Origin of the sequence: Mesorhizobium sp. M0491, assembly GCF_040321265.1 — a bacterium.
Classification (GTDB): domain Bacteria; phylum Pseudomonadota; class Alphaproteobacteria; order Rhizobiales; family Rhizobiaceae; genus Mesorhizobium.
Window position 1 is genome coordinate 196,156 of record NZ_JAMYRE010000011.1, and the last position, 26,633, is coordinate 222,788.

General features: G+C 64.8%; 19 protein-coding genes and 1 pseudogene. 10 read left to right on the top strand and 10 right to left on the bottom strand.

What is annotated here, in order from left to right; translation table 11 throughout:
- Window positions 1-50: 50 nt before the first annotated feature.
- From NKI69_RS16675 to NKI69_RS16685, 3 genes and pseudogenes are all read left to right on the top strand, one after another.
- On the top strand, window positions 51-530 hold the full coding sequence (locus tag NKI69_RS16675) for a (2Fe-2S)-binding protein (protein ID WP_023814336.1): 480 nt from the start codon (window positions 51-53) through the stop codon (window positions 528-530).
- Window positions 527-1,509: pseudogene (locus NKI69_RS16680) on the top strand (FAD binding domain-containing protein). Before NKI69_RS16675 ends, NKI69_RS16680 begins: the two are co-directional and overlap by 4 nt.
- Entirely contained in the window at window positions 1,506-3,821 is a 2,316-nt protein-coding gene (locus NKI69_RS16685; protein ID WP_023814334.1) for a xanthine dehydrogenase family protein molybdopterin-binding subunit, read from the top strand. The pseudogene NKI69_RS16680 and the gene NKI69_RS16685 overlap by 4 nt, the downstream one beginning before the upstream one ends.
- Before the next feature lie 157 nt (window positions 3,822-3,978).
- Here NKI69_RS16685 and NKI69_RS16690 read toward each other — a convergent pair whose 3' ends face one another.
- Together NKI69_RS16690 and NKI69_RS16695 are read right to left on the bottom strand one after the other, a co-directional pair.
- A complete protein-coding gene (locus NKI69_RS16690) occupies window positions 3,979-4,689 on the bottom strand; it encodes an outer membrane protein (RefSeq protein WP_023814333.1) in 711 nt (236 codons plus the stop codon).
- Window positions 4,690-4,991: 302 nt separating this feature from the next.
- Window positions 4,992-6,134 carry a helix-turn-helix transcriptional regulator gene (locus NKI69_RS16695; RefSeq protein ID WP_352722055.1) on the bottom strand — a complete coding sequence of 381 codons (1,143 nt, stop codon included), beginning with the start codon at window positions 6,132-6,134 and terminating at the stop codon, window positions 4,992-4,994.
- 234 nt (window positions 6,135-6,368) lie between these two features.
- Here NKI69_RS16695 and NKI69_RS16700 point away from each other — a divergent pair, with 234 nt between their 5' ends.
- Window positions 6,369-7,331 (top strand): AraC family transcriptional regulator, encoded by a 963-nt coding sequence (locus tag NKI69_RS16700; RefSeq protein WP_352722057.1) that lies wholly within the window; start codon window positions 6,369-6,371, stop codon window positions 7,329-7,331.
- 74 nt (window positions 7,332-7,405) lie between these two features.
- Here NKI69_RS16700 and NKI69_RS16705 read toward each other — a convergent pair whose 3' ends face one another.
- The gene (locus NKI69_RS16705; protein WP_155930641.1) at window positions 7,406-7,918 is read right to left on the bottom strand and encodes a hypothetical protein; all 513 of its coding nucleotides are present in this window, start codon (window positions 7,916-7,918) and stop codon (window positions 7,406-7,408) included.
- 398 nt (window positions 7,919-8,316) lie between these two features.
- Here NKI69_RS16705 and NKI69_RS16710 point away from each other — a divergent pair, with 398 nt between their 5' ends.
- Together NKI69_RS16710 and NKI69_RS16715 are read left to right on the top strand one after the other, a co-directional pair.
- Window positions 8,317-8,721 carry a hypothetical protein gene (locus NKI69_RS16710; RefSeq protein WP_352722060.1) on the top strand — a complete coding sequence of 135 codons (405 nt, stop codon included), beginning with the start codon at window positions 8,317-8,319 and terminating at the stop codon, window positions 8,719-8,721.
- An 83-nt stretch (window positions 8,722-8,804) separates the two neighbouring features.
- Complete coding sequence (locus NKI69_RS16715) at window positions 8,805-11,882, top strand: autotransporter outer membrane beta-barrel domain-containing protein (RefSeq protein ID WP_352722062.1); 3,078 nt, start codon at window positions 8,805-8,807, stop codon at window positions 11,880-11,882.
- A gap of 112 nt (window positions 11,883-11,994) precedes the next feature.
- On the opposite strand, the gene NKI69_RS16720 is transcribed toward NKI69_RS16715, so the two are convergent.
- From NKI69_RS16720 to NKI69_RS16750, 7 genes are all read right to left on the bottom strand, one after another.
- Window positions 11,995-12,876 carry an EamA family transporter gene (locus NKI69_RS16720; RefSeq protein WP_031213978.1) on the bottom strand — a complete coding sequence of 294 codons (882 nt, stop codon included), beginning with the start codon at window positions 12,874-12,876 and terminating at the stop codon, window positions 11,995-11,997.
- 215 nt (window positions 12,877-13,091) lie between these two features.
- Window positions 13,092-14,174 carry a sensor histidine kinase gene (locus tag NKI69_RS16725; RefSeq protein ID WP_023814325.1) on the bottom strand — a complete coding sequence of 361 codons (1,083 nt, stop codon included), beginning with the start codon at window positions 14,172-14,174 and terminating at the stop codon, window positions 13,092-13,094.
- Between the two features lie 158 nt (window positions 14,175-14,332).
- Window positions 14,333-15,823 carry an efflux transporter outer membrane subunit gene (locus NKI69_RS16730; RefSeq protein ID WP_352722065.1) on the bottom strand — a complete coding sequence of 497 codons (1,491 nt, stop codon included), beginning with the start codon at window positions 15,821-15,823 and terminating at the stop codon, window positions 14,333-14,335.
- 12 nt (window positions 15,824-15,835) lie between these two features.
- Window positions 15,836-18,979 carry an efflux RND transporter permease subunit gene (locus NKI69_RS16735; protein ID WP_352722067.1) on the bottom strand — a complete coding sequence of 1,048 codons (3,144 nt, stop codon included), beginning with the start codon at window positions 18,977-18,979 and terminating at the stop codon, window positions 15,836-15,838.
- Between the two features lie 3 nt (window positions 18,980-18,982).
- A complete protein-coding gene (locus NKI69_RS16740) occupies window positions 18,983-20,254 on the bottom strand; it encodes an efflux RND transporter periplasmic adaptor subunit (RefSeq protein ID WP_128305727.1) in 1,272 nt (423 codons plus the stop codon).
- Between the two features lie 242 nt (window positions 20,255-20,496).
- On the bottom strand, window positions 20,497-20,766 hold the full coding sequence (locus NKI69_RS16745; protein WP_352722069.1) for a hypothetical protein: 270 nt from the start codon (window positions 20,764-20,766) through the stop codon (window positions 20,497-20,499).
- Window positions 20,767-20,905: 139 nt separating this feature from the next.
- Window positions 20,906-21,625 carry a hypothetical protein gene (locus tag NKI69_RS16750; RefSeq protein ID WP_352722071.1) on the bottom strand — a complete coding sequence of 240 codons (720 nt, stop codon included), beginning with the start codon at window positions 21,623-21,625 and terminating at the stop codon, window positions 20,906-20,908.
- A gap of 210 nt (window positions 21,626-21,835) precedes the next feature.
- On the opposite strand from NKI69_RS16750, the gene NKI69_RS16755 reads away from it, so the two are divergent.
- The 4 genes from NKI69_RS16755 (at window position 21,836) to NKI69_RS16770 (ending at window position 26,630) form a co-directional block, all read left to right on the top strand.
- Window positions 21,836-22,564, top strand: coding sequence for a response regulator (locus tag NKI69_RS16755; RefSeq protein WP_352722073.1), 729 nt, complete (start codon window positions 21,836-21,838; stop codon window positions 22,562-22,564).
- Complete coding sequence (locus tag NKI69_RS16760) at window positions 22,561-23,802, top strand: ATP-binding protein (protein WP_352441812.1); 1,242 nt, start codon at window positions 22,561-22,563, stop codon at window positions 23,800-23,802. Before NKI69_RS16755 ends, NKI69_RS16760 begins: the two co-directional genes overlap by 4 nt.
- A 558-nt stretch (window positions 23,803-24,360) precedes the next feature.
- Entirely contained in the window at window positions 24,361-25,527 is a 1,167-nt protein-coding gene (locus NKI69_RS16765; protein ID WP_352722075.1) for an acyltransferase family protein, read from the top strand.
- A complete protein-coding gene (locus NKI69_RS16770) occupies window positions 25,524-26,630 on the top strand; it encodes a glycosyltransferase family 2 protein (protein ID WP_352722077.1) in 1,107 nt (368 codons plus the stop codon). Before NKI69_RS16765 ends, NKI69_RS16770 begins: the two co-directional genes overlap by 4 nt.
- The last annotated feature ends 3 nt before the right edge of the window (window positions 26,631-26,633 follow it).

Genomic DNA, 26,633 nt, shown 5'->3' on the forward strand with positions numbered 1-26,633 from the left:
GGCCAACATGAGTCAACCGACTTCGCGTCAAGCACTGGAGCCAGACGCCCATGACCAAAACAACGATCCCAGTTCATCTCGATATCAACGGTCATCATCACGATCTGCAACTCGAGCCGCGCGTCACGCTGCTCGACGCCTTGCGCGACCGGCTCGGCCTGACCGGCACCAAGAAGGGCTGCGACCACGGCCAGTGCGGCGCCTGCACGGTGCATATCGACGGCGAGCGTGTACTGGCTTGCCTGACGCTGGCCGCTCAGGTCGAGGGCCGCACCGTCACCACCATAGAGGGGCTTGCACGGGAGGGCGAAATGCATCCCGTGCAGGCTGCCTTCCTTGAGCACGACGCTTTCCAGTGCGGCTATTGCACGCCGGGCCAGATCATGTCGGCGGTCGCTTGCATCCGGGAAGGCCATGCCGGCTCCGACGACGAGATCCGCGAATACATGGCCGGCAATCTCTGCCGCTGCGGCGCCTATCCGCACATCGTCGCCGCCATTCGCCAAGCCGCCTTGGAGGTCGCATCATGAGGGACCTTTCCTATTTTCGCGCCAGCTCGGTCGATGCGGCACGCCAGGCGGCCGCCCTGCCCGGCGCCATGCTCTTGGCCGGCGGCACCACGCTGATCGATCTCGCCAAATGCGGCGTCGCCGAGCCCGAGACACTGGTCGACATCGCTCATCTCAAGGGATTGGACAGCATCGAGGTGGACGAACGCGGCGCCACCATCGGCGCGCTGGCCAGGATGAGCCATGTCGCCGACCATGCCGACATCAAGAGCCGCTTTCCTGCGGTGTCGGAAGCCCTGTGGCAGGCGGCTTCCGCGCAGATCCGCAACATGGCGACCATCGGCGGCAATCTGATGCAGCGCACGCGCTGCCCCTATTTCCGCGATCCCGCGAATTTCCCTGCCTGCAACAAGCGTGAGCCCGGCTCTGGCTGTTCGGCGATCGGCGGCGTTACCCGTGGCCATGCCGTACTCGGCACCAGCGAGGCCTGCATCGCCATGTATCCGGGTGACCTGGCCGTGGCGCTGGTCGCCTTCGATGCGATCGTGCATCTGGGCGAGCGCCAGATCCTGTCGACGACTTTTTCCTGCTGCCCGGCACCACGCCGGATAGGGAACATGCGATTGAACCGGGCGAGATGATCACCGCCATTGAAATCCCCGGCTCGGCCGCTGCCCGGCGGTCGACCTACCTGAAAATCCGCGACCGGCAATCCTATGAGTTTGCCGCCGCGAGCGCGGCGGTCGGTATCGAGTTCGAACCTGACGGCCGAACGATCCGCGATTTGTGCGTCGCACTCGGCGGTGTCGCGACGAAACCATGGCGGGCGCGGACCGTGGAAGACGCGCTGAAGGGCAAGGCGCTGGAGCCGGAAACCGTGCGGTCCGCCAGCCTGCTCGCTGTCGAAGGCGCCGTCGACCATGGCGCCAACCACTACAAGATCGAGCTCGCGCCGCGCGTCGTCGCGCGCGCCATCCTCAAATTGGGAGAAACGGCATGACCGTTCACATCGCAAGCACCGTTCACGTCGGAAGACACGGCGATGCGTCCGACGGCGCTTTTGCCGAAGCCGTCGGCGGCCGGCTGTCGCGCGTCGACGGCCCGGCCAAGATCACGGGTGCGGCCAAATACGCCGTCGAGCAGCAGCTCGAAGGCCTCGCCTACGCCGTACTGGTCGAGAGCACGATTGCATCCGGCAAGGTGCGCGCGATCGACACCAAGGCCGCCGAGGCGGCGCCCGGCGTGCTGCAGGTGCTGACGCCGGACACCATCATCAGCCTGAGGACCGCGGCGGACTGGTTCGGCACACCGCCGCCCGACAAGCCCTATTGCCCGCTTGCGCGCGACATCACTTTTTCGGGCCAGCATGTCGCCGCTGTCGTCGCCGAGACCTTCGAACAGGCGGTGGCGGCGGCAGCACTGGTCAAGGTCAGCTATGACGAGACGCCCGCCATCGTCGACCTCAGCGATGTCAAGGCCGGCGACGGCATCCCGATCGACGCCATGACCAAGGAATGGGGCGATGCGCAAGGTGCGTTCGCGTCGGCACCGGTCCGCATCTGCGCCGCCTACAACACGCCGCGCGAATACCAGGCGCCGATAGAGCCGCATGGGCTGATCGCGCGCTGGGAAGGCGATAAGCTCACCGTATGGGAGCCGAGCCAGTGGCTGGACGGGATGGCGCGCACCTATGCCGAATGGTTCGGCGTGCCGTTCGAGAATGTGCGGCTGGTCTCGCCCTATATTGGCGGTGGCTTCGGCTCCAAGGCGCTGGCGCTCAGCCATGGCGCGGTGGCCGCATGTGCCGCCAGAATGCTCGGCCGGCCGGTGCGCCTGGTGATGACGCGGCCGCAGACCTTTACCGGCTATGGTGGCCGCGCGGCGACGCGCCAGACGGTGACGATTGGCGCCGACGCGCAAGGAAAAATCCAGTCGATCGTGCATCGTGGCATCAACGAGACGTCGATGGACGGCATGTGGGTCGAGCCGCTCGGATCGGTCATCTCGATCATGTACGCGACGCCGAATTTCTCCTCCAGGCAGAATGTCGTGCGGGTGAATTCGGTAGTGCCGGGCGCCATGCGCGCGCCGGGCGAAAACCCTTCGGCCTTCGGCATCGAAAGCGCCATCGACGAACTCGCCTACGAGGTCGGCATCGACCCCCTGGAGATTCGGCTGAGAAATTATGCCGAACAGGACCCGCATGCCAAGAAAGCCTGGTCGACCAGACAGTTGCGCGAGGCTTTTGCCGCAGGCGCGGAGCGCTTCGGCTGGGCCAGGCGCTCGCCCGAACCGCGCTCGATCCGCGACGGCAACCAGCTGATCGGCTGGGGAGTCGCAGCCGGCACCTATCCGGTTCGGCGCGCCTATGGCGAGGCGATCGTGCGTATCCTGGCCGACGGCTCGGTCGAGGTCGAAAGCTCGTCGATCGACATGGGTCAAGGAACCTACACCATCCTGGCGCAGACCGCCGCCGAAACGGTCGGCGTGCGAGCCGACGACGTGGTGGTGAAGCTCGGCGACTCCCGTTTCCCCCGCGCCGGCGTCACCGGCGGTTCGCGGCTTGCCGGCGTCATGACGGGTGCGGTCTACAAGGCGGCGACCTCGGCGCTCGACCAGCTGATCGGCCTCGCCATCAGCGATCCGCGCTCGCCCTTTTATGCGCTGCAGGCCAACACCTTGGTCGTCGCCAACGGCCGCATCGCCTCGCCGCGCGGCGACGGTCCCGATGTCTCGATCGCCGAACTGCTCAAAAGCGTCGGCCGCGACCACATCGAAGCCACCGGCGACACCATGCCGGCCAATTCGACGCCAGAGGATCGCTACAAGAACTACACCACCATCGCCATGTCGGTGCCGCACACCGAGGGCGACTATTCCCGCCACTCCTGGTGCGCGCATTTCATCGAGGTGCGGGTCGACGAGGATTTCGGCACGGTGCGCGTGTCACGCGTGGTGTCGGCACTGGATTCGGGCCGGCTCTACAATCCCAAGCTGGCCGAAAGCCAGTGGAAGGGTGGCATCATCATGGGCATCGGCCAGGCACTGCTGGAAGAGGGCATCGTCGACCGCCGCCACGGCCGCGTCGTCAACAACAACCTCGCCGACTATCTCGTGCCAACCAACGCCGACATTCCCGACATCGAGGTGATCTCGGTCGGCATCCCCGACCCGCATTCCTCCGTGCTCGGCGGCAAAGGCGTCGGCGAACTGGCCATTGTCGGCGTGGCGCCGGCGATTGCCAACGCGGTGTTCCATGCGACGGGAAAGAGGATCAGGGATCTGCCGATCACACTGGAGAAGCTAATCTGAGGGCGGTGGCTGATCTCCCACTCGAGGGAGATGTCGCCAGAGGCAACAGAGGGGGGTCGCCGCGTGTAGTGCGCCGACCCCGTCTGCGGCAGCAGGCCGAGCCCCGCCGCCCCTGGCCTGCCGGCCATCTCCCGAGGGAGATTTGTAGCACCAGCAATCAGAACTTGTAGCTGAGCCCGACCCGGATATCCTGCGTCTGGAGGTCGACATGGGTTTCCGTGGGCAGGCCGGCGGCTACCGAGAGGTCCTGGCTGCCGAAATCCGAGTAGCGATATTCGGCTCGAGCGATCCACTTGTCGGTGAAGGCGTGCTCGATGCCGGCGCCAACGGTCCAGCCGACATGGCTGTCGCTGTGGAGCGTTACTTCGGCGGCAGGGCCACCGGCGCTGACCGCAATAAGCTCATACTTGGCCGCGGCGACGCCGGCAGTGATGTAGGGCAAGGTCCGATCGAAAGCATAGCCGGCCCGCAACCGCGCCGACCCCGACCATTTGAGTTCGCTCTTGAGCAAGGTGGTGACACCGCCGCCGCCGGCGTCGAGGGCCGTCAGCCCATCTATATTGCTGTACACAATGTCGGCCTCGGCGCCGATCACGAAGCTGTTCTCCATCTGGTAATTGGCGCCTATATGGACACCGCCGATAAATCCGTTCGGATCGGTGGAGACATTGAGATCGGTGGCCCCGCCCAGTCCGCCGCCGGCGATGAACAGATTGGATTTTCCGGCCGCGTAGCCGATGTCGACGCCGGCATAGAGTCCGGACCAGTCGTAGCCGGATGCAACAGGCGAAACCTCATTGATATCAGCCGCACACGCCATACCGAGCGGCGCGAGAATCAAGGCCGTTGCGAGAAGAAGAGTTTTCATTGTTGTCTACCGCCCCAAGAATGTTGTGGTCCCCGCCGCGAATGCCTCGCGGAGATCCGGTGTTGTCGCCGCCCCGATGTCGCATTGTCCGTCGGACGTGTCTTGGGCTGGGCCGCACGCGAATTGTCCTGAAATGCAATGCCACGCTTTTTCGGCCGGTGTGGCCATTCAGCCTCAGTCGAATGACACCAGCTGGCACTGCCCAGCGCGGAGCCTGACGGCAACCATTCCCGCTACGGCTGGCGCGCGTTCATCGAGGTGCGCGTCGACGAGGATGTTGGGTCCCCGGCGATCGGCGCCCTTCACTGAGCTGCCAGCGGCGTGCCTATCTCCGAAACGAGTTTGACGAGATCGGCTTGGCGTCTCGTGCCGGTTTTGGCGAAGATGCGGTTGAGGTGGGTCTTCAAAGTGTTTTCGCCGACACCGAGCGCCAGCGCGCTCTTGGACGCGGACAATCCGCTGCCGATGCGCAGCAGGACCCGCGCCTCCGCGGGCGTAAGGTCGAACAGAGTGGCGAGAACGGCTTCCGGGAGTGGAGAAGAAGACGTCGTGGTCGAAACGAAGACGGCGGCACATGCGGGCCGGAAAGCAGCGCGAGCGGTTCCTTCGGTCAACGGCAATATATAGGCGACGGCGGGCGGCTGACCTGGGGCCGAAATGGGCAGGCCTATACCGCGGGAGCCAAGCGAGGCATCCGCGCTCGCGGCACTGGCGATTGCATCCAGCAGGGCGCGGGCCACCGCCAAATTCTGCACCTGGAGCAGACCGTTCCTGGAAAAAATGGGCCCTTGCAGCGAAAACATCCGTTCGGCAGCCCCATTCGCATGGAGGATTGCTCCGTTGGCGCCGGTAAGCACGACAGGCACGGCGAGATGATCGAGCGCCTGGCGGTAAAGGTCGGCGGTAACGCGGGCCTGATCGAGCAGATCTCCAATCAGCGACGCACGGCGCAGGTGCGGCGAGAGCAATGCCAGGAAGCGCTGTTCTTCAGCTGATATGATTCCCCTGTCGGCCCGCGTAGTGCAGCCCATGAGCCCGATCCGGTCCGGCGTATGGACGAATTTGGTGATGCAGGCTTCGCGCAATCCCTGCGGTTTGGCCCAATTCTGGAAAAATGGCGTCTGCTGGAGTTCGGCTTCGCTCATATGCGACAGCGTCGCAACGGGTGTGTCGATGTCGCCGACAACCGCGGCCTTCAGTCCGGGAATTGCGTCAAAGTCATAGTCCTCCTGGAGCACGCGCATTTGCACGGGATCCCAGGGCGATTGGGCCGCGAAGCGGCCATGATTGCCGGCAGTACTGGCAAGCGCGACGGTGGTATAGGCTGCGTCTACAGCCTCCGTGATCCGGATCATTACCCCGGCCCAGCCTTCCGGATTCAAAACGCAATCGTAGATATCGCCGATGATCGACGAAAGGACCTCGCTGCTCAGTCTCTCCACCACGCCCCCAGTTTCCTGACGTGCCCACCTCCCCGGATGGGCGGGCCGCCGTTCGTTGTAAAAGAGGCAATCTCACCTCGGAGGATTTGCCGCGTCATACTTTCGGGTGACGCCATGCGTGATCATGCTGGATTATATATCTAATTCGATCAGTTGAACGCCAAACGATCAATGTTCCAGGATCAGGAAACATTTCGTTTCGATATTCTCTGAAGCTGTGGGTATCGGGGTGTTCCATTGTCACGAAAGACGGTGTTTTCATCGGCTCAACTGCCGTCGCATCTCAATGATCGCGATCGATTTTCCCTCTGGCAAGACATCCATGTCGCGCAGATATGGTCGGTCGAATACGGCATGTCGGACAACCTGCCTTTCGAAACTGCGATCGAAGCCACAGCTGTCGGATCACTGGTTCTTGGCCAGATGTCCGGAACGATCAAGCATGCGACGAGGAACGCGAGCAATATCGCCGATGACGGCAACGGCGGTTATCTCCTGCTGATCAACAAATCCGACACACTGTTGACCGGCGTCCAGGCCGGCCGCGACTATGATGTCGGGCAGGGAGAAGCGGTGCTGGTCACAGCATCGGAAGCGCTGAAAATGGCCGGCGCCGACAGCAATGTGTGGACAAACGTGGTGGTCCCGCGCAGCGTCCTCGCACGGGCCTTCCCGCAGATCGACGACAGGCTGGCGTTGAAGATCGGCGCCGAGAACGAAGCTCTCGATCTTCTCAAGCGTTATTGCCAACTTCTTGAAACCGGCCGCCCTCTCATCTCGCCCGATCTTATTGCGCACGCGACGGAAACGATCGTCGATCTGATCGGTCTGGTGACAGGTGCCAAGGGTGAGGTTGCCGAACTGGCCGGCTTGCGCGGTCTGCGGGCAGCCAGGTTGCAAGCGGTCCTGGTGAAGATCGCGGACAATTTCGCCAAGCCCGGCATCTCGGCGCAAGGCGTCGCACAGGAACTCGGCCTGTCGGCGCGCTATGTTCACAATCTTTTGCAGAAGTCGGGTATCAGCTTCTCCGAGCGCGTTCTCGAACTGCGCCTGCAGACGGCCCACAAAATGCTTTCGCAGAGACAGAATGGCGAGATGCGCGTCAGCGAAATTGCCATGACCAGTGGCTTCAGCGATGTGTCGTACTTCAATCGCTGCTTTCGCCGCCGCTTCGGCTACACGCCGACGAGCGCCAGATAGAACCGGAGACCCGGAAACCTACACACGACTCGATTCCGATTACCTCTCCGTCAAAAGCCGAGATCCGGCGGCGATCAATGGCGCCTCCGAATGCGATGGCCGATCGACGGCTTCAGCGAAACGGGCGGATCTGCGGCGCTGACCAGCGCGAATTCAACCACCGACGCCACCTTCATCACGCTCAGCCTGCGTGCTTCCACCGATTTGGGCCTCGGCGAATCAAGGCGACGGCGCGCGGCATGCTCGGCTGACGCCATGCCTTCGGTGATGTCACGCCGACCTCGACGTTCGCTTTTGCCGGCGGCGATCTCTTCACCATCGCCGGCGAATGTCCTGCCAAGCGCGAAGCGCGCGCGATAATCCAGATGCGACGGCAAATCCGCCGATGAGAAGACGTTCTTTTGCAAGGGACGACCGGCCTTTTCCAGAATCGCAGTCTTCATTTCGACACGCACCGTATTGGACCAGATCACGATCTGTCCAGAGCCGGAAATACTTGTGCGCCAGGTGACAACTTCAGTGCCGCCCTGGACAAGGGTTGACTTAAGTTTTTTAGATTTGGCCGGTTGATTCCAGAAATAAAACACCGCCCTCGCAACTGAACCACTCCCGTACGACGTTCAGCGATTCGAAATCGAAATTTGAGAAGCTCACAGTGACGTCTGCACGATAGCGTTGCTAGTTGTTCCTCGAAGAAGAGTTTGGAATGGAACGTTTTGTATTTGGTATTTTCTCAGGTACTCAGTTGACATAACTCCAAGCATCACATTAGAGATTTCTATCAGGCAAGTCAGCCCCGGACTGATCCGGGGTCGCATGAATTGGCTGCGAGGGGCAAATCATGGGGCGTGTTCAAGATTCCGCCGGTCTTAGGCCTTCGGACCTAAGCCAGACCCCCTCGAATTCAGCCCGACAGAGCAACCTGCGTTCACAGGCGAGCCAGCTTGCGCTGCGATCCGCCATCGGGATTGCTGCGGCCGCGGGCGTGAGTCTGCTGGCGTCCGGCCAAGCCTGGGCGGATTGTCTCGTCGGTGCCGTCACTGTCCAATGCGACACGACCTCCACCACCGACACGACATTTCCCGCTGACGCACCCAACGACCGCAACTATCAGAACTTGTTGCCCACACCAGTCATCGTCACCGTCGATCCGGGAACGACGGTGAGCGGTTATGGCCTTGCGGTTTCCAACGCCGACACCGGCGGCGTCACCGTCACCAACAATGGCACGATCAGCGTCGATGCCGGCAACACGCCGACCGCGGGCGGCACGGCGGCCCTGTCGGTCTCGGCGGCTGGCGGCGCCATCACCTACACGGGTGGAAACATCATCAACCATGGCGCGGCAACGCGTTCGATGCGACGCAGACCGGCGGTGTCGGCTCGATAGACATTAACGTCTCCGGCAATATCTTTTCGGCGGCAGGCGAAGGTATTACTGTCCGCGACGTCGCGACCAGCACCGGCATTTCGGTGACCACGGGCGCTGTCACCGCACTGACCGCGGGCAAGGATGCCATCGACGTCCAGACCCAGTCGACGACCGCCGATATCACGGAGGTCGCCAACGGCAACCTCCAGGCGGGCAATGCCGGCATGGTGGCCGCGATCCTCAACGCTTCGGGGACCGGCAACATCGACGTGACCGCCAACGGCTCCATCGACGCCCGGTTCGGCATCGACGCCGAGAACTTCGGATCGGGCTCGACCACGGTGACCACGGTCGGTCCGGTCACCGCGACCAGCGGGAACGGCATCTATGCGCAGTCGGCCGGCGCCGCCGTCACCATAACGGCGGGCGACGTGGCGTCCACCGGCAACACGGCCATCATCGCCCGGCAGACCAAGGCAGCGGGCTCGGGTGCGGTCAACGTGACCGCGGGCGATGTCTCGGGGACGACCGGCATCGAGGCAACCAACTACGGCACCGGCGCGATCGGCATCACCGCCAATGGCACGGTGACCGGCACACTTGCCGAGGGCATCAAGGCGACCGGCAACGGCGCGGTGAGCGTGAGCGTCGCCGACACGGTGACCGGCGCCACGATCGGCCTGTCGCTGACCGGCGGCACCGGCGGTGCGGGCGACATCAGCGTCACCGGCGCCGGCGGGTTCGTCGGCGGGACCGGCAACGCTGCGACCATCCAGAACAACGGCTCGGGCACGGTCACGGTCGACATCTCCGGCGCGAGCAGCTCCACCGGCGGCGAAGGCTTCGTCGTGCGCGATACGGCGGCCGGCGGCGACATCAGCGTCACCACGGGCGCGGTGACCGCACTCACCGCGGGCAAGGACGCCATCGACGTCCAGACCCAGTCGACGACCGCCGATATCACGGAGGTCGCCAACGGCAACCTCCAGGCGGGCAATGCCGGCATGGTGGCCGCGATCCTCAACGCTTCGGGGACCGGCAACATCGACGTGACCGCCAACGGCTCCATCGACGCCCGGTTCGGCATCGACGCCGAGAACTTCGGATCGGGCTCGACCACGGTGACCACGGTCGGTCCGGTCACCGCGACCAGCGGGAACGGCATCTATGCGCAGTCGGCCGGCGCCGCCGTCACCATAACGGCGGGCGACGTGGCGTCCACCGGCAACACGGCCATCATCGCCCGGCAGACCAAGGCAGCGGGCTCGGGTGCGGTCAACGTGACCGCGGGCGATGTCTCGGGGACCACCGGCATCCGCACCCTCAACAACGGCACGGGCGCGATCGGCATCATCACCAACGGCACGGTCGAAGGCGATATCGCCGCGATTTCGGCGCAATCGAACAGCGGCAATGCGATCGGCATCACCCTTTCCGGCGCGACGCACAACACCGCCCTGACGGCCGCGGCGCTGGCCATCACTACCTCTGATGGTGCCACGACAATTCTCAATGGCGGTGCACTGACCGGCCGGGTGGAGCTTGGCGGTTATGCCGACCTCCTGACCAACCACGCTACCTGGACAACCGGCGGCACCAGCCTGTTCGGCGCCGGCATCGACACCGTGACGAATACAGCCGCAGCCTCTCTCAGAACCGCCAGCAATGGCGCAACGCAGGAGACCACCACCTTCAGCGGGCTCGAGTTGCTGTCCAATGCCGGACGTCTCACCATGCAGGATGGCGGCGCCGGCGACCGCACGGAGCTTGCCGCCACTGTGGCTCTGGCGGCCGGTTCGACCTACGCCGTCGACATCAACGCCGCACTTCAGTCGGATCTCCTTCACACCACCGGCACTGCCACCATCACCGGCTCGACCCTGGCGGTGACGGCGCAAGGCATCACCGCCGGCCGCTACACCGTGCTGACCGCCGATCTGGGACTCACCGGCGAGTTCGCCTCTGTGACGGGGATCACCAGCACCGCGTTCCTGTCGGTGACGGATGCCTATGACTTGAACAATGCCTATCTCGATGTGCTGGTGTACGGCTTCACCGATATCGGGCTGACACCCAACCAAATCGCCACCGGCGGCGGCGCTGAAAGCCTTGAGGCCGGCAATCCTATCCATGACGCCCTTCTGGCGCTGCCGACAGCAGCTTCTGCACGCGCTGCTTTCGACCAGCTGTCTGGCGAAATCCACGCCTCGGCCAAGGGCATGCTGGTCGAGGACAGCCGCTTCGTTCGCGACGCAGTCACCAATCGTATCATGTCCGCTTTCGGCGATGTTGGCGCGGCCGCATTGCCGGTCATGGCTTATGGCGAAGGTGGCCCCGAAATGGTCGCGGCCGACACCGACCGTTTCGCCGTCTGGGGCCAGGCCTTTGGGTCGTGGGGCAATACCGACAGCGACGGCAACGCCGCCGCCTTCGATCGTTCGACCGGCGGCCTGCTGGCCGGCGCCGACACGCTGGTGGGCGGCTGGCGCGTCGGCCTGCTCGGCGGCTACAGCCATTCGAGCTTCGACGCCGACGATCGCAACTCTTCGGGCAAGAGCGACAGCTATCATCTCGGCCTCTATGGTGGCACCAACTGGGGCGCCATCGCTTTCCGTACCGGTGCTGCCTACAGCTGGAGCAGCCTTTCGACCAAACGCTCGGTTGCTTTCAACGGCTTCACGGATGGGTTGTCGGCCGACTATGATGCCGGCACCGCGCAAATGTTCGGCGAACTCGCCTACCGGGCCGATGCCGGACAATTCAAGTTCGAGCCCTTCGCCAATCTGGCCTATGTCAGCGTCCATACCGATGGCTTCACCGAAGACGGTGGCGATGCGGCACTGGCCAGCGCCGGCTCGAACGATGATGCGACCTTCACCACGCTGGGCCTGCGCGGTTCGACCGATTTCGCGCTCGGCGGCATGAACGCCACGGCGCGCGGCATGCTCGGCTGGCGCCACGCGTTCGGCGACGTCACGCCGACCTCCAGCTTCGCCTTCGCCGGCGGCGATCAATTCAGCATCGCCGGCGTGCCGATCGCCAGGGACAGCGCCGTCATCGAGGCCGGTCTCGACTTCAACATGTCGGCCAACGCGACGCTCGGTGTGTCCTATTCCGGCCAGTTCGGTGGCGGCACGGTCGATCAGGGCGCCAAGGTCGATCTCGGCATCAAGTTCTGAACAGCAACGAAGCGCGCCGGCCGGACAAAGGCAACGCCCGAACGGCGGTCGGCGACGGGACCGGCTTTACGGCACGATTCCGCATATCCCTCCCACCCTACTCCGCCCCACCCTACTCCGGCGATGGAACCGGCGGCCGTGATGTCAGCGCCGTGCCGAAGGCGGCGACAACGACGGCTGCGATCCCGGCCAGTTGCGTTGCGGTCAGGCTTTCATGCAGGAACAGGAAGCCGGCCAGTGCGCCCAGCCCCGGCTCCAGGCAGGTCAGCGTGCCGTAGATGCGCGCCGGCATGCGGGTCAGCGCCACCATCTCAAGGAAGAATGGCAACGCGCTGGAAAACAGGCCGACCAGCAGCGCGCTGACCAGGATCGACGGCGCCAGCAGCGCGGTTCCCGCCTGTGCCACGCCGAAGGGCAGCACCAGCACGGCGGCGATCGCCATGCCGTAGGCGGTGGTGCGAGTGCCAAGCTCCGCGCCGGCCTTCTGGGCCAGCACGATGTAGAGCGCCCAAAACCCGCCGGCCGCCAGCGCCAGCATCACCCCGATCGGATCAAGCGGCGCGAGGGAATGAACGAAGGGCGACAACAGCAGGATGCCGGCCACCGCCAGCGCGATCCAGGCAAAGTCGCTGGCGCGCCGCGAGCTCAAGGTCGCCACCAGAAGCGGGCCGGTAAACTCCAGCGCCACCGCGATGCCGAGCGGAATCCTGGCCAGCGCTGCGTAGAACAGGAGATTGAGCGCGGCGAGCGTCACCCCATAGGCGACCAGCCACGGCATGGTGGCACGCGAGGGCCGCATCTGCCAGGGCCGCAGCACCGCGATCAGCATCAGCGCACCGATGACCAGCCTGAGCGTCGTCGTGCCTTGCGCGCCGATCTGCGGGAACAGGCCCTTGGCGAAGGTGGCGCCGATCTGGATCGACACCATGGCGCCCATCAGTGCCGCGACCGGCAAGGGCGCTGCTTCGCGACTGGCAATCGGCGTCGATGTCACGTGATCCCATCCTCCATACCGCCGGGTCCAAACCCGACCGGCGGCATGGAGATAGGGCGAACCGGCCGACCTGTCGTGAGGCAGCCGCAACTGGCTGCTGGGGCAAGGACTGCAGGCACGCTATGAGCCTCCCGGGCCGCGAAGCGTTCATTGCCGCGGCGGACAAGGAATAGCTGGAGATGATCCTGTAGGTGTGAGAGCGCAACGACAACGCTTTAGGCGGTGGCAGCCGAGCGCTTGAAGACGATGGTGACCCGCGTACCCTCGGCAGCGCTCGACTTCACGTCGAACTCCGCCCTGGCATTCTCGGTTAGCGAGCGGGCGATCAGCGCGCCGAGCTTGCCGCTCTTGGGCCAGGTCTCGCCGTCCGGCAGGCCGATGCCGTCATCGGCGATCACGATGCGGCAGCCATCACCGTCGACGATGCTGTGCAGCGTGATCGTGCCGCCGTCTCGCCCCTGGAAGGCATGTTTGAGCGCATTGGTCAAAAGTTCGTTCACCACCAGTCCGGTCGGCATGGCGACATTGATCGACACCGGATAGGTGTCGACCTTCATGTCGAGGCGGATGCCCTCGACCGCATGCGAGTTCATCACCGCCGACGCGATCTGGCTGAGATAGACGCCGAGATCGACCTCATCCTTGCCATCGTCCCCCGACAGCGTCTGGTAGAGGATCGCCAGCGCGTCGACGCGCCCTGCCAGCCTCTCGAAACGCTTCTGGTCCGGCTCGGCCGCGTTTCGCGTCTCCATCCGGATCAGTGCGGTGATCATCTGCAGATTGTTCTTCACCCGGTGCTGCAGTTCGCGCAGCAGCGTGTCCTTCTCGCGGATGCGCTCATCGATCGATCGCGCATCTTCGGTTTCGCCATGGGCAGAGACGTCGACCAGCGCCACCAGCCGGAAGCAGGCCTTGCCATTGTCGTCCTCGATGACATTGGAATAGACGTCGACGATCGCCTGTTGGTCTTCCTTCCGCTCCAGCCGGAACGTGCCGATGAAATCGGTGTCCTCGACCACGGCCTCGAACAGCGGCCGGCCCTTCTGCTTGTGCAGGCCGGTGCCGGAAAGCGCCGCCCAGTGTTGCCGAGCGAGCGTCGCCGCCTTGAGGCCGGACAGTTTCTCGAATTCCGGATTGGCATAGACGACACGCTCCTTCGCACCGAGGTCGGAGACGGCAATGGCGATCGGCACCTGGTCGAGGAACTTCTTGAACTGTTCGCTTTCCAGCGCGCTGGCAAGGTCCGGCGTTTCGAGCAGCTGCCCGACCGCTTCGGCCTTCTGTGTATCGGATGTCATCTGCGACGCCTGTGCTGTGTGATCACCATCAATAACAGCGATGCGATCTCCCCGCCATCGCCAAAGCACGAGCCGGCATTTCACGCGCCGCCACGAGCGGTGTGTCGCACAATCTCGAAATCTGCGTAGCCGCGTCGAAATACTTGACCGAGGCCCGCTCAGGAGGCCGGCTTCGACGCCAGCCTTGGCGCGGTCCTGACGTCGACGATCTCAGGCTTGGCACTGTCCACCGCGCCGTCCCAACCGCCGCCGAACGCCTTGTTGAGGGCGATGTAGTTGGTCGCCAGCAGGACGCGGCTTTGCAGCAGCGAGTCCTCGGCCGAGTAGAGAGAGCGCTGGGCGTCGAGCACATCGAGAAGGCTTGTCTCGCCGGCCTTGTAGAGCGTGCCTTCGAGACTTGCCGCCTCGCCATAGGACCTCGCCGACGAGGCGAGCTTGCCGATCCGGATGCGCTCCTGCGACAACAGCACCAGCGCATTCTCGACATCCTCGAGCGCCGTCAGCACCGAAGACCGATATGCGATGAAATATTGATCGCGCTGCGCCTTGGCGACCTCGACGGCGGCCTGCAATTGGCCGGCATTGAACACCGGCACGCTGAGCGTCGGCCCGAACGACCAGCCAATCGACGAATTCTTGCCGAGATCGCCAAGCTTCAGCGCCGCCGTGCTGATGTCTCCCGTCAGGCTGACCGAGGGATAGCGGGCGGCCTCTGCCTGGCCGATCTTGGCGGTGTATTGCGCATATTGGCGCTCCGCCATGCGCAAATCGGGCCGCGAAAGCAGGAGGTCGGCGGGAATTCCGGTGGGCATCGGCAGGCGTGGTGCAGGGATCGGGGCGACCCGCTTCAGCCGCTCGCTGAGCGAGGCAGGCGGCCGGCCGGCCAGCACCGCGAGACGATGCACGGCCTGGGCATAGCTTGCCTCCAGCGTCGGCACCGCGGCTTCGGTGCTCGCTGCCTGCCCCATCGCCTTGGCGACATCGGCGGCGGTCGCCGTGCCCGCCTGCGCCATGGTGCGGGTAAGTTCGGCGGTCTGCCTTTGCGACGCGGCCGAGCGCCGGGCGAGCGCGATGCGGGCCTGGTAGCCGCGCGCCTGGGCATAATAGGAAGCGACATCGCCGACCAGGGTGAGAAGCGTCGAGCGCAGTTCCTCCTGCGAGGCGTCCAGCCCGTAGCGCGCGGCCTCGACGCCCCTGCGGTTGGCGCCGAACAGGTCGAGTTCCCAGCTGGCGTCAAAGCCGGCCTGATACTCGCTGTAGGTGGCATCAGAGCCAGACGTGGCTTCTGACGACTTGTTGCGGGAGACCGAGCCGGAGCCCTCGGCCGACGGCAGCAACGTGCCTGCACTCTGGCGATAGCTGGCGCGCGCCTCGCGGATCCTGGCCTTGGCGGTGGCGACATCGAGATTGCCGGCAACCGCTTCCTCGACAAGCGTGTTCAACTCGGGATCGCGCAGCCGCTGCCACCATTTCGACAGTTGCGCCGGCTGGGCAGGCTTTGTCGGCTTCTGGCCGCTCCAGCTTGCAGGCATCGCCAATATCGGCGTCTGATAATCCGGACCGACGACGCATCCCGCGAGCAGGACAGTGGTAAGCATAGGCGCAAGGAGCCGCCTCGCGGCCACCGAGCCACGTTCCAAGCCTGTCATGTGAAGTTTTCCTTATTGCTGGTTGGCCGTCACCGGCGTCTCGCCCGTATCTGGTTTGACCGCCCTGCCCTTGAAGATGCGCCGCACGGTGACGAACAACAGCGGCACCAGGAAGACGCCGATCACGGTCGCCGCGATCATGCCGCCCATGACGCCGATGCCGACGGAGTTCTGCGCGCCGGAGCCCGCACCGCTGGCGATCGCCAGCGGCAGCACGCCGAGGATGAAGGCCAGCGACGTCATAAGGATCGGCCGCAATCGTTGTCGCGCCGCCTCAAGCGTCGCCTCGACGAGACCCATCCCGGCGGTCTGCCGCTCGATGGCGAACTCGACGATGAGGATGGCGTTCTTGGCGGCAAGGCCGATCGTGGTCAGCAGGCCGACCTTGAAATAGACGTCGTTGGACTGGCCGAACAGGCTCGCCGCCAGCAGCGCGCCGAAGATGCCGATCGGCACCGACAGCATGACCGCGAACGGGATCGACCAGCTCTCGTAAAGTGCTGCCAGGCACAGGAACACGACCAGTGCCGAGATCGCATAGAGCGACAGTGCCTGGTTGCCGGAAAGCTTCTCCTGGTGCGACAGCCCTGTCCATTCGTGGGAATAGCCGGCGGGCAGTTGCGCGACAAGCTTGTCGATCTCGTCCATGGCGGCACCCGAGCTGATGCCCGTGGCCGCCGCGCCCTGGATCTCGACCGCCGCCGACCCATTGTAGCGCTCCAGCCTGGGCGAACCGAATGTCCAATGGCTGGAAGCAAAGGCCGAGAACGGCACCATTGCCCCGCTGGCATTGCGGACCTGCCATTTGTCCAAATCTTCCGGCTGCATGCGGAAGTTCGGGTCCGACTGCAGATAGACCGGTTTCACCCGCCCGCGATCGATGAAGTCGTTGACGTAGTCGCTGCCCCAGGCGGTGGAAAGCGTGTTGTTGATGTCGGCCAGGCTGACGCCCAGCGCGCTGGCTTTTTCCTGGTCGATGTCGACCGAGAATTGCGGCTGGTCTTCCTGCCCGTTGGGCCTTGTGTTGGCGAGCACCTTGCTCTGCCCGGCCAGGGCCAGAAGCTGGTTGCGCGTCTGGATCAGCGCGTCATGGCCGGCGCCGTTGACGTCCTGCAGGTAGAAGTCGAAGCCGTTGGTGTTGCCGAACCCCTGGATGGCGGGAGGCGCAAGCGCAAAGACCTGAGCATCCCTGATCTTCGAAAACGCGCCCATCGCCCGGCCGGCGATTGCCTGCGCGGCCGAAGCCGGCGATTTGCGCAGGTCGAAATCCTTCAGCCGCACGAAAGCGATGCCGACATTCTGCCCTGCGCCGCCGAAGCCGAAGCCGGAGGCGGTGAACACCCCGTCGACGACGTCCTTCTCCTGATTGAGATAATGATCGGTCACCTCTCCCAGCACGCGCTCCGTGCGATCCTGCGTCGCGCCGACCGGCAGCTGTACGCTGGTGATCAGGATGCCCTGGTCCTCTTCCGGCAGGAACGAACTCGGCAGCCGGGCAAACATCCAGCCCACGGCAACGACGATGGCCAGGAACACGACGAGGAAGCGCCAGGACCGGTTGATGATGCCGTGCGAGCCGTCGCGATAGGCAAGCGTGCCGCGATCGAAGACGCGGTTGAACCAGCCGAACGGACCGGTCTGCGTCGCATGGTCCTTGGGCGGCCGCAGGATCGTGGCGCAAAGTGCGGGCGTCAGCACCAGTGCGACCAGCACGGACAGCACCATCGCCGAGACGATGGTCACCGAGAATTGCCGGTAGATGATGCCGGTCGAACCGCCGAAGAAAGCCATCGGCACGAACACGGCCGAAAGCACGGTGGCGATGCCGATCAGCGCGCCGGTGATTTCGTGCATCGACTTGCGCGTCGCCTCTTTCGGCGGCAGGCCCTCTTCCTGCATCACGCGTTCGACATTCTCGACCACGACGATGGCGTCGTCGACCAGCAGGCCGATCGCCAGCACCATGGCGAACATGGTCAGCGTGTTGACGGAATAGCCGAACAGCGACAGCACGCCGAACGTGCCGAGCAGCACCACCGGCACGGCAATCGTCGGGATGATGGTGGCGCGCAAATTCTGCAGGAAGATGAACATCACCAGAAACACCAGCACGATCGCTTCGGCCAGCGTCTTGACCACCTCCTCGATCGACAGCCGCACGAAAGGCGAAGTGTCGTAGGGATAGACGACCTCGACGCCTTGCGGGAAGGTCGAGCTCAGCCGGGCGATCGTCGAACGCACCGCCTCGGCGGTGTTGATGGCATTGGCGCCGGTCGCCAAATTGACGGCGACGCCCGCCGCCGGCTTGCCGTTGTAATTGGCCTGCGTCGTATAGCTTTCGGCGCCGAGCTCGACGGTGGCGACGTCGTTGAGGCGTACCAGCGAGCCGTCCGTCTGGCTCTTCAGGATGATGTTGCGGAACTGTTCGGCGGTCTGCAGCCGGCTCTTGGCCGTCACCGTGGCATTGAGCTGCTGGCCCTTGCGCGCCGGCAGGCCGCCGAGCTGGCCGGCCGAAACCTGCGTGTTCTGCGCCTCGATCGCCGAGGCAACGTCGCTCGGCATCAGGGCGTATTTGGCGAGCTTGTCGGGGTCGAGCCAGATGCGCATGGCATAGCCGGAGCCGAACAGCTGCGTCGAGCCGACACCCTCGACGCGCTTCAGCGTGTCGTTGACGGTGGCATCGACATAGTCGGCGAGATCGGTCGAGTTCATCTTGCCGTCGGTCGACACGAAGCCGATGACCATCAGGAAGCCGGTCGAGGATTTGGAGACGGTGATGCCGTTGCTCTGCACCACCTGCGGCAGCTGCGACTGCACCAGCTGAAGCTTGTTCTGCGTCTGCACCTGGGCGGTATCGGGATCGGCTGATGTGGTGAAGGTCAGCGTGATCGAGGCCGAACCGGTCGAGGTCGACGTCGCCGTCATGTAGTCGAGATTGTCGATGCCGGTCATGCCCTGCTCGATGACCTTGGTCACCGAGTTCTCGACGGTCTGCGCGTCGGCGCCCGGATAGGTTGCGCTGATATTGACCGTGGTCGGCGCGATCTGCGGATATTGCGAGATCGGCAGCGAGGTGAGCGCCAGAAGCCCGCCCAGCATGATCACGATGGCGATCACCCAGGCGAAGATCGGCCGGTTGATGAAGAATACGGACATCGCTCAGTTCCCGGCCGCGGCGGCAGGCGCCGGTTTGGCAGCGTTGGACGCGGCGGGCGCGGCGGAAGTGCCCTGCCCGCGGTCCTTGACCTCGCCTGTCGTCTCGTCGATCGTCACTTCGACGCCCGTCGCGTCGCCGCCGGGGCGCACCAGCTGCATGCCCTCGACGATGACGCGGTCGCCGTCGCCGACACCCGAATCCACCAGCCAGTTGTTGCCGACGCTGTTGCGCACTGCGAGCACGCGCGTCTCGACCTTGCCCTGCGCATTGATGACCATGGCGGTGGCCTCGCCCTTGGTGTTGCGGCTGACGGCGCGCTGCGGCACCAGGAAACTATTCTGCGCGACGCCCTCCTCGACCAGCGCCCGCACATACATGCCGGGCAAAAGCAGGCGGTCTGGATTGGGGAATTCGGCCCTGAGCGCGAAGGTGCCGGTGGTCTGGTCGACATTGGCGCCGGCGAATTCCAGCTTGCCGGTCTGTGTGTAGATGGTGCCGTTCTCGAGCTTCAGCTTGACGCTGACATTGGGGCCGCTGAACTTCAGCCGCCCTTCCGAGATCGCCTGGCGCAGGTTGAGCAGGTTGGTGCTCGACTGTGTGACGTCGACATTGATCGGATCGAGGGCACGGATGGTCGTCAGCACAGTGTCCTGGTTGGCGGTCACCAGCGCACCCGGCGTCAGCGTGGACTTGTCGATGCGCCCGGCGATCGGCGCGGTGATCGAGGTCCGGTCGAGGCTGATGCGCGCGGTCTCGGCACTGGCCTTGGCCGAGGCGACATCGGCTTGCGCCTGTGCCAGCGTGGCGGCGGCATCGTCATAATCCTGTTTGGAAACAACGTTCTGCTTCAACAGACCGGCATAACGGTCGAACTTGGCCTGTGCGGTGGGCACCGCCGCTTGCGCCTTCTGCTGTGCGGCGACCGCGCTGTCATACGACGCCTTGTAGCTCGCCGGATCGATGAGGTAGAGCGGTTGTCCAGCCGCCACCTCGCTGCCCTCCTTGAACAGGCGCTGCTGGATGATGCCGTTCACTTGCGGGCGCACCTCGGCAACCAGCGAGGCCGCCGTGCGTCCCGACAGCTCGGCGGTGATCGCCACCGATTGCGGATGCAAGGTGACGACACCGACTTCCGGTTTGCCGGGCGCGCCCATGCCGGCGGGGGCGCTGCCCTCCTGCGAGCAGGACGCCAGCAGAAGAGTGGCGGCGAACATCGCGGCCCAGGGCGCCAGACGGCGCGCCGAAAAACGAGGCTGGCTAGACTTTGAAATCATGGCCTGGATCTTTCCCTGGAGTTGCGTACGCGCTGGCAATGGACCGCTTGGTCGAGGGCATGCCGATCCATATGATGATAGGCCGCACCCGTCGGCGGGCGGCGACGAGCAATGCTTCGAAGCGGCTCATGTCGCGTTCCTTCTCGTCGGCCGGAGCTGCTCGAAGGTCGAGTAGCTGGCCGCGATGCCCACCAACATCATTATGCCGATCAGCGAGGACATGCCAAGCGCCTTGCCGGAGTTCACGCGATCTTGCGGTCATGATGTCCATGGTTGTCGAGCGGCTGCGAGAGCGGAAGCGACAGCCGCCAGGCGGCGAAGCGCAGGCGGATCGCGCCCTTCAGCGTGTCGGCCGGCAGAGCCAGTGGCAGGCCGCGTCCGGACAGCGGAAGACCGCGTCCGGACAGCGGAAGACCGCGTCCGGACAGCGGAAGACCGCGTCCGGCATGGTCGAGTGACAATCTCGGGCTGGCGGACGCGAGCAGCCGCAGCAGTATCATGGCTTCCCACATTGTCGTGCTTCCGTTGATTTGAACTGGGCATGATTTGAAAAACAGGGATGGCGAAGATACGCCCGCCATCCCTGAAAGAGACCGGCCGGCCCGAGAACGGGTTGGGTACCGGGCCGGCCGGCGCAGCCGGTCAGAGTTCTCAGCCGTTCCCGGGCTGGGGCGGCGGACTGCCATCGTTGGGCAGACCTCGGGGGCCGGCTGCATCATCCGGCGGACCGCCCCAGGGACCGGGGGGTGGTCCGTGGGGACGTTCCGCCGAAGCGAGGATTTCGAGCTGTTCGGGCGTCAGCTTGGCGCGCAGTGCCGCGATCGCGTCTTTCAGCTTGCCGGCCGAAACCGCGCGGGCCGTGACGTCGTCGGCCAGTTTTTCCTGGAAGGCGAAGGGATCGCGCTTGCCGTCAGGGCCGGCTGAGTCGGAGCCCTTCGCTTCAGGACCGCCGGAGCCATCAGGACCACCGGGCCGCCCATGATCGGGCCGTGGCGGCGCCAGCACGGCCTGCAGCGCGCTGGTGTAGTCGCGCCAGGCGTCGAGCTGTTCGGAGCGGATGCCGACGCGGGTCTCGAGCGCGGCCAGCCGGGCGGCCAGCATGAATTCCGGCGGCGGACCCATGCGGCGGGGGCCAAAGCCTTCCGGTCCAAAACCTCGCGGGCCAAAACCCTGCGGACCATGCCGCATCGGCCCGTGCGGGCCGGGTCCGGCCATCGGGCCATGATCGGGTCCATCCTGCATTGCCCCACTCTGCTGGGCCATGACCGGTGGCGGCTCGCCGGGGGCGGCACCCGGATCGCGCTGTGCCGCCAGCACGGGGTGAATTGCGGCGACGGAAAACAGGCCGAGCGCAAGAAGTCTGCTTCGCATGACGGTGTTCCTTTCTCTCATGCTTCGGACAAATGAGAGGATAGGAAGCGTGTTTGTCCGCTTCGCGTCGGCGTATTGCCGAAGATTTCCGCAAGAGGGCAATTTGTAACTGAATGTTTCCCACGGCCTGCCGGAAACATTCAGTTGCAATTTTCCGTGCCGCTTGGATGCGGCTCTCCCTATAATCGCGGCCAAGGCAAGGGCACGGTCATGCAGTCACAACCCCATATCCTCGTCGTCGACGACGACCGCGAGATCAGGACGCTTCTCCAGCGCTATCTCGACAGCCAGGGCTTTCGTGTCACAGCTGCGGCGGACCGGCGCGAATGCGAGCAGAGGCTGGGCGCGGGCCAGTTCGACCTGATCGTGCTCGACGTCATGCTGCCGGACGGCTCGGGGCTCGATATCTGCCGGGTCTTGCGTGACCGCAAGCCGCATATCCCGGTCATCCTGCTGACGGCGCTGAAAGAAGACGTCGACCGCATCATCGGCCTGGAACTCGGCGCCGACGACTATCTCGGCAAGCCGTTCAACCCGCGTGAGCTCATTGCCCGCATCCGCGCCGTGCTCCGGCGCTCGACGCCCGAGGAGACGCCCACCTCGCCCCGCGCGCGAATCTACCGCTTCGCCAGCTACAGGCTGGAGCCGGACACCCGCAAGGTGACGGATGCACAAGGCGTGGCCGTCGACCTTACGGGCGCCGAGTTCGACCTCTTGCAGGTGTTTCTCGACCGCCCCGGCCGGCTTTTATCGCGCGACCAGCTTCTCGACCTGACGCAAGGCCGCGAGCGCGACCCGCTGGAGCGTTCGGTCGATGTGCTGGTGAGCCGGCTGCGCCGGAAATTTTCCGACACCGGCGACGGGCCGCTGTTCAAGACCGTGCGCAATGGCGGCTACCAACTCACCGCGCGCGTCGAGACCGTGGAGAGCCACGCGTGAACTCGCTGCGCCGCCGTCTCATCCTGCTGCTGGTCGCCTCGATCGTCGGCGTCGTCGGCCTGGCGACGGCCGCCGTCATCAGCGTGCGCGGCGGCGGACCGCCGCCGGAACTGACCGTGCCCTGGATTGCCCAACAGATGGAACTGGTGGTGCGGCTTTTGCCGGGGCCGATCCCCGACGTCCTGCGGGTGCAATTCGCCGACCATCCGGCGGGCGGCAAGGTGGCTCGTGCGGAAACGGCGATGCTCAACGACATCCTGCACCGCCGTGGCCTCGACTTTCCGGCGGTCGTCAACGAGAAGACGGACGAACCCGGCCAGATCGCATCGATGCACCTGCCTGACCGCCGCTGGGCGATCATGGAGGTGCCGCATCTCAAGCCCCCAAGGCGCGAATGGCTGGTCTTGGCCGGCTGGATCTCGCTGATCGTCGCCGGCGCCACGGCGGTGTCGGTCTATTTCACCTCGGTGCTGATCCGCCCGCTCGAGATGCTGGAGGCCGCCGTCTCCAAGATCGGATCGGATGGCGTCCTGGCGGCGGTGCCGGAAGTGGGCTCGGCCGAGGTCAAGGCCACCGCGCATGCGCTGAACCAGCTCTCGTCGCGGCTGCGGACCGCCATGGAAAGCCGAATGCGGCTGGTCGCCGCCGCCGGCCATGATCTGCGAACGCCGATGACGCGCATGCGGCTGCGCGCCGAATTCCTCGACGACGAACGCGACAAATGGCTTCACGACCTCGACGAACTCGACCGCATCGCCGATAGCGCCATCCGCTTGGTGCGCGAAGAAGTGAACCAGGACGCCGTCGAACCGGTCGACCTGGCAAAGACGGTGCGCGATATCGAAGCCGAGATGGTATCGCTCGGCCATGCCGTCTCGATCGGGCACCTGGACAAGGTTTGCGTGCGGGCCGGCGCGCTTGGCCTGCGCCGCGCCTTGCGCAACCTGATCGTCAACGCCGCCACCCATGGCAAGGCGTGCCGCATCGACTTGGCCGCAGCCGACAATCGCGCCGTGCTGACCATATCTGACCATGGCCCGGGCATACCCACGGAACTCCTGAACAAGGCGTTCGAGCCCTTCTTCCGCGTCGACCCCGGCCGCCTGCAATCCGTTCCCGGAGCCGGTCTTGGCCTCGCCATCGCCAAGGAAATCATCGAGCGCTACGGCGGCATCGTGACGCTGCAAAACCGCCGGGGCGGCGGACTGGAGCAGACGGTGGTGTTCGAGGCAGTGTGAGGGGCGTTACGTGCGAGTTCCCGTTGGACGGAAGGCCTGCCTCGGGAGCAGTGAGCCTTGCGGCAAGAAAAAGACGGCGACGATGCTGCACCGCGCAAAGCCAATGGTTCCAGCCCATTTCTCGGCGCAACCAGAGCCAATCCACTCGGCAAAAAATACAGACTCCGAAATTTCGCCTGGTTTAACAAATGATTAGGCCTATCTTATTGCGTCAGCCTACGACGTCCTCCCAATCAGCCGAAGCAGGAATCTTTAGCGCTTGCTCACATAAGTATTTCATCCCGGTAGATTTTTTGTGTTGCGCCGCACAATAGGGTGGCCGAACCATTCCTTTGGGGTTCGTTGCGACTGGACATACGCTGTGGAGGATTCCGGCACGTTGACCAACTTGTGCTGTTCGTCCGTCGATTTCGAGCCCGGCCCGATCGGACTCGCCGCGATCGGACCCGCAAAGCGAAGGTTTGACGGTGCCGGTGCCCTGGCGGATCTCGTCCGCCTGGTGCCCGAAACGACCGGCTGGCGGATACGTCGCGGACATCAATGCCGCGGAAGCCGCTGATGGGAAGCGCCCGTGACATCCAACTTGATGCGTTGAGAGCCATCGCCGTAACGATGGTGTTGTATTCCCATTTCTTCGCGGAGGGACCTTCGTTCTGGGGCCATATCGGCGTGCGGCTGTTTTTCGTGCTGAGCGGCTTCCTGATCACGCGCCTGCTGCTGGAGGCGCGTTCGGCCACCGAATTCGAAACCGGCCCCGCGCTGCGCTCCTTCTACATCAGGCGGATGTTGCGGATATTCCCGCCCTATTTTGCCGTCCTGGGTTTCGTCTGGCTGGTTGACCTGGATCAATCCAGAGGATCGCTGGTCTGGCATGCGCTTTATCTGTCGAACTTCTGGTATGCGCAGCACAATAACTGGAACCCTTGGGTGCTGGGCCATTTCTGGAGCCTGAGCATCGAGGAGCAGTTCTATCTTGCCTGGCCGCTGGTCGTCCTGCTGGCCCCACGCCGCCGCTTCGAGGCCATCTGCATCGCCGTCATCGCACTGTCGCTGGCCTATCGCTTCTATTGGCCGATCACTGCCACGCCGGCGCTGTCGCGCGACCTGCTGCCGCCGGCATCCATGGACGCGCTGGCTTCGGGCGCGCTGCTTGCCTGCTGGCATTTTAGGGGCGCCGGCCTGCCGCACTGGATGCGGCTGGGCTGGCCTGCCTTCGCCGCCGCATTCCTGGCGATTGAGTGGTTAGTCCCAGAGCCCGCCGATCCGACATTGGAATGGGCCCGCTGGGTGCTGCGAGAAGTCCTGCCCCTGGTGCCACTGATGGTCATCGTAGCCGCCTGTTCGCGCGGCCTTGGCGGCATCCTGGGCAGGCTTGCCGAACTGCCGCCGCTGCTTGGCCTCGGCCGCATCAGCTACGGCGTCTATCTCTATCATCCGATATTGCTGTCGCTCGCCGTCAAGGCGCAGCCCTGGATTCCGCTCAACGTCTCGGAGCAAGGGCCAGGGCGATTCCTGGTCGCGGGCGCCGCCACGATTGTCGCGGCCTGGATTTCCTGGGTGGTTTTCGAGAGGCCGCTCAACAGCCTCAAGCGCCACTTCCCCTATGTCGCGCGCACCCGCCCCGCACAGGGCAGCCATGGCGGCTGGCTCGCGACGGCGGCCGTCGGACCGCCGGATGACCGCACACCGGCGCTCGAACTCCAGCGCACGGATACAAGACGATGACCGCCGCGCCGCTCGTCTCCGTCCTGTTGCCGGTCTACAATGCCGGCCCCTATCTCGCCGCCGCGCTGGGAAGCATCCTGCGGCAGGATTACGGCCGCCTGGAGATCATCGCGATCGATGACGGTTCGACCGACAATTCGCTCGAGATACTCGAGCGCTGCCAAAAGGCCGACAGCCGCATTTCGATCGTCTCGCGTGAAAACCGCGGCCTTGTCGCGACGCTCAACGAAGGGCTGGCGCTCGCCCGGGGCGAACTGGTCGCGCGGATGGACGCCGACGACGTCGCCTATCCCTGGCGTTTGTCGCGCCAGGTGGCGCTGTTCGAGCGGCGGCCCGAACTGGGCTTCTGCGGCGCCGGCGTCGACATGTTGATCCGCGGCCGCATCGCCATCGGCAGGCCGGATCCGGTGTTCCAGTTCGGCCGCATCCCTGTATTGGCGATGTTCTTCACGATCTTCATGCACCCGACGGTCGTCTACAACAGGAAGGTCATCGACGACGGCGTTCTCCACTACGACCAGACCTACAGGCACGCCGAGGACTTCGATCTTTTCAGGCGGCTGGCCAGCCGCTACCCGGCAGCCATGATGCCCGAAAACCTGGTCGTCTACCGCGTCCATGAGGCAAGCGTGACCAGCCGGCACGTCAAGGAGATGCGCAGGACGCATTTGCGCATCGTGGCCGAGAACCTCGAGCGCGAGGGCCTGGCGCAGGCCACGCGGGACCTGCGCGACATCGGCGATGCGGTCAGCCACGACACGGTCGCCCGTGCGGCCAGCTTCATCGTCGCGCTGGAGGAGGAAATCCGCTCGCTGCCGGCGGCGACGCGGCCGAGCTTCGAGGCTGGCGCGCTGAACCTGTTCTATTTCCTCTACCAGCTCGTCGCCGACAAAAAGCAGCCGGCGTTGACGCATGAATTGCTGACGCGGACCGCGAAATGGAACGTCATCCGGCGCCGCGAGCAATATGCGCTGCGGCCCGGCGCCTGGGCGCCCTGGCTCAGCCTCGCCTCGCTGTCGGCCGCCAGACAAGCCGATGCCATGGCGTACTTCTTCAAATCCGCGCCCGCCGCGGCGGTTCTGGCGTCTCATCGGTTGAGTTAAAGG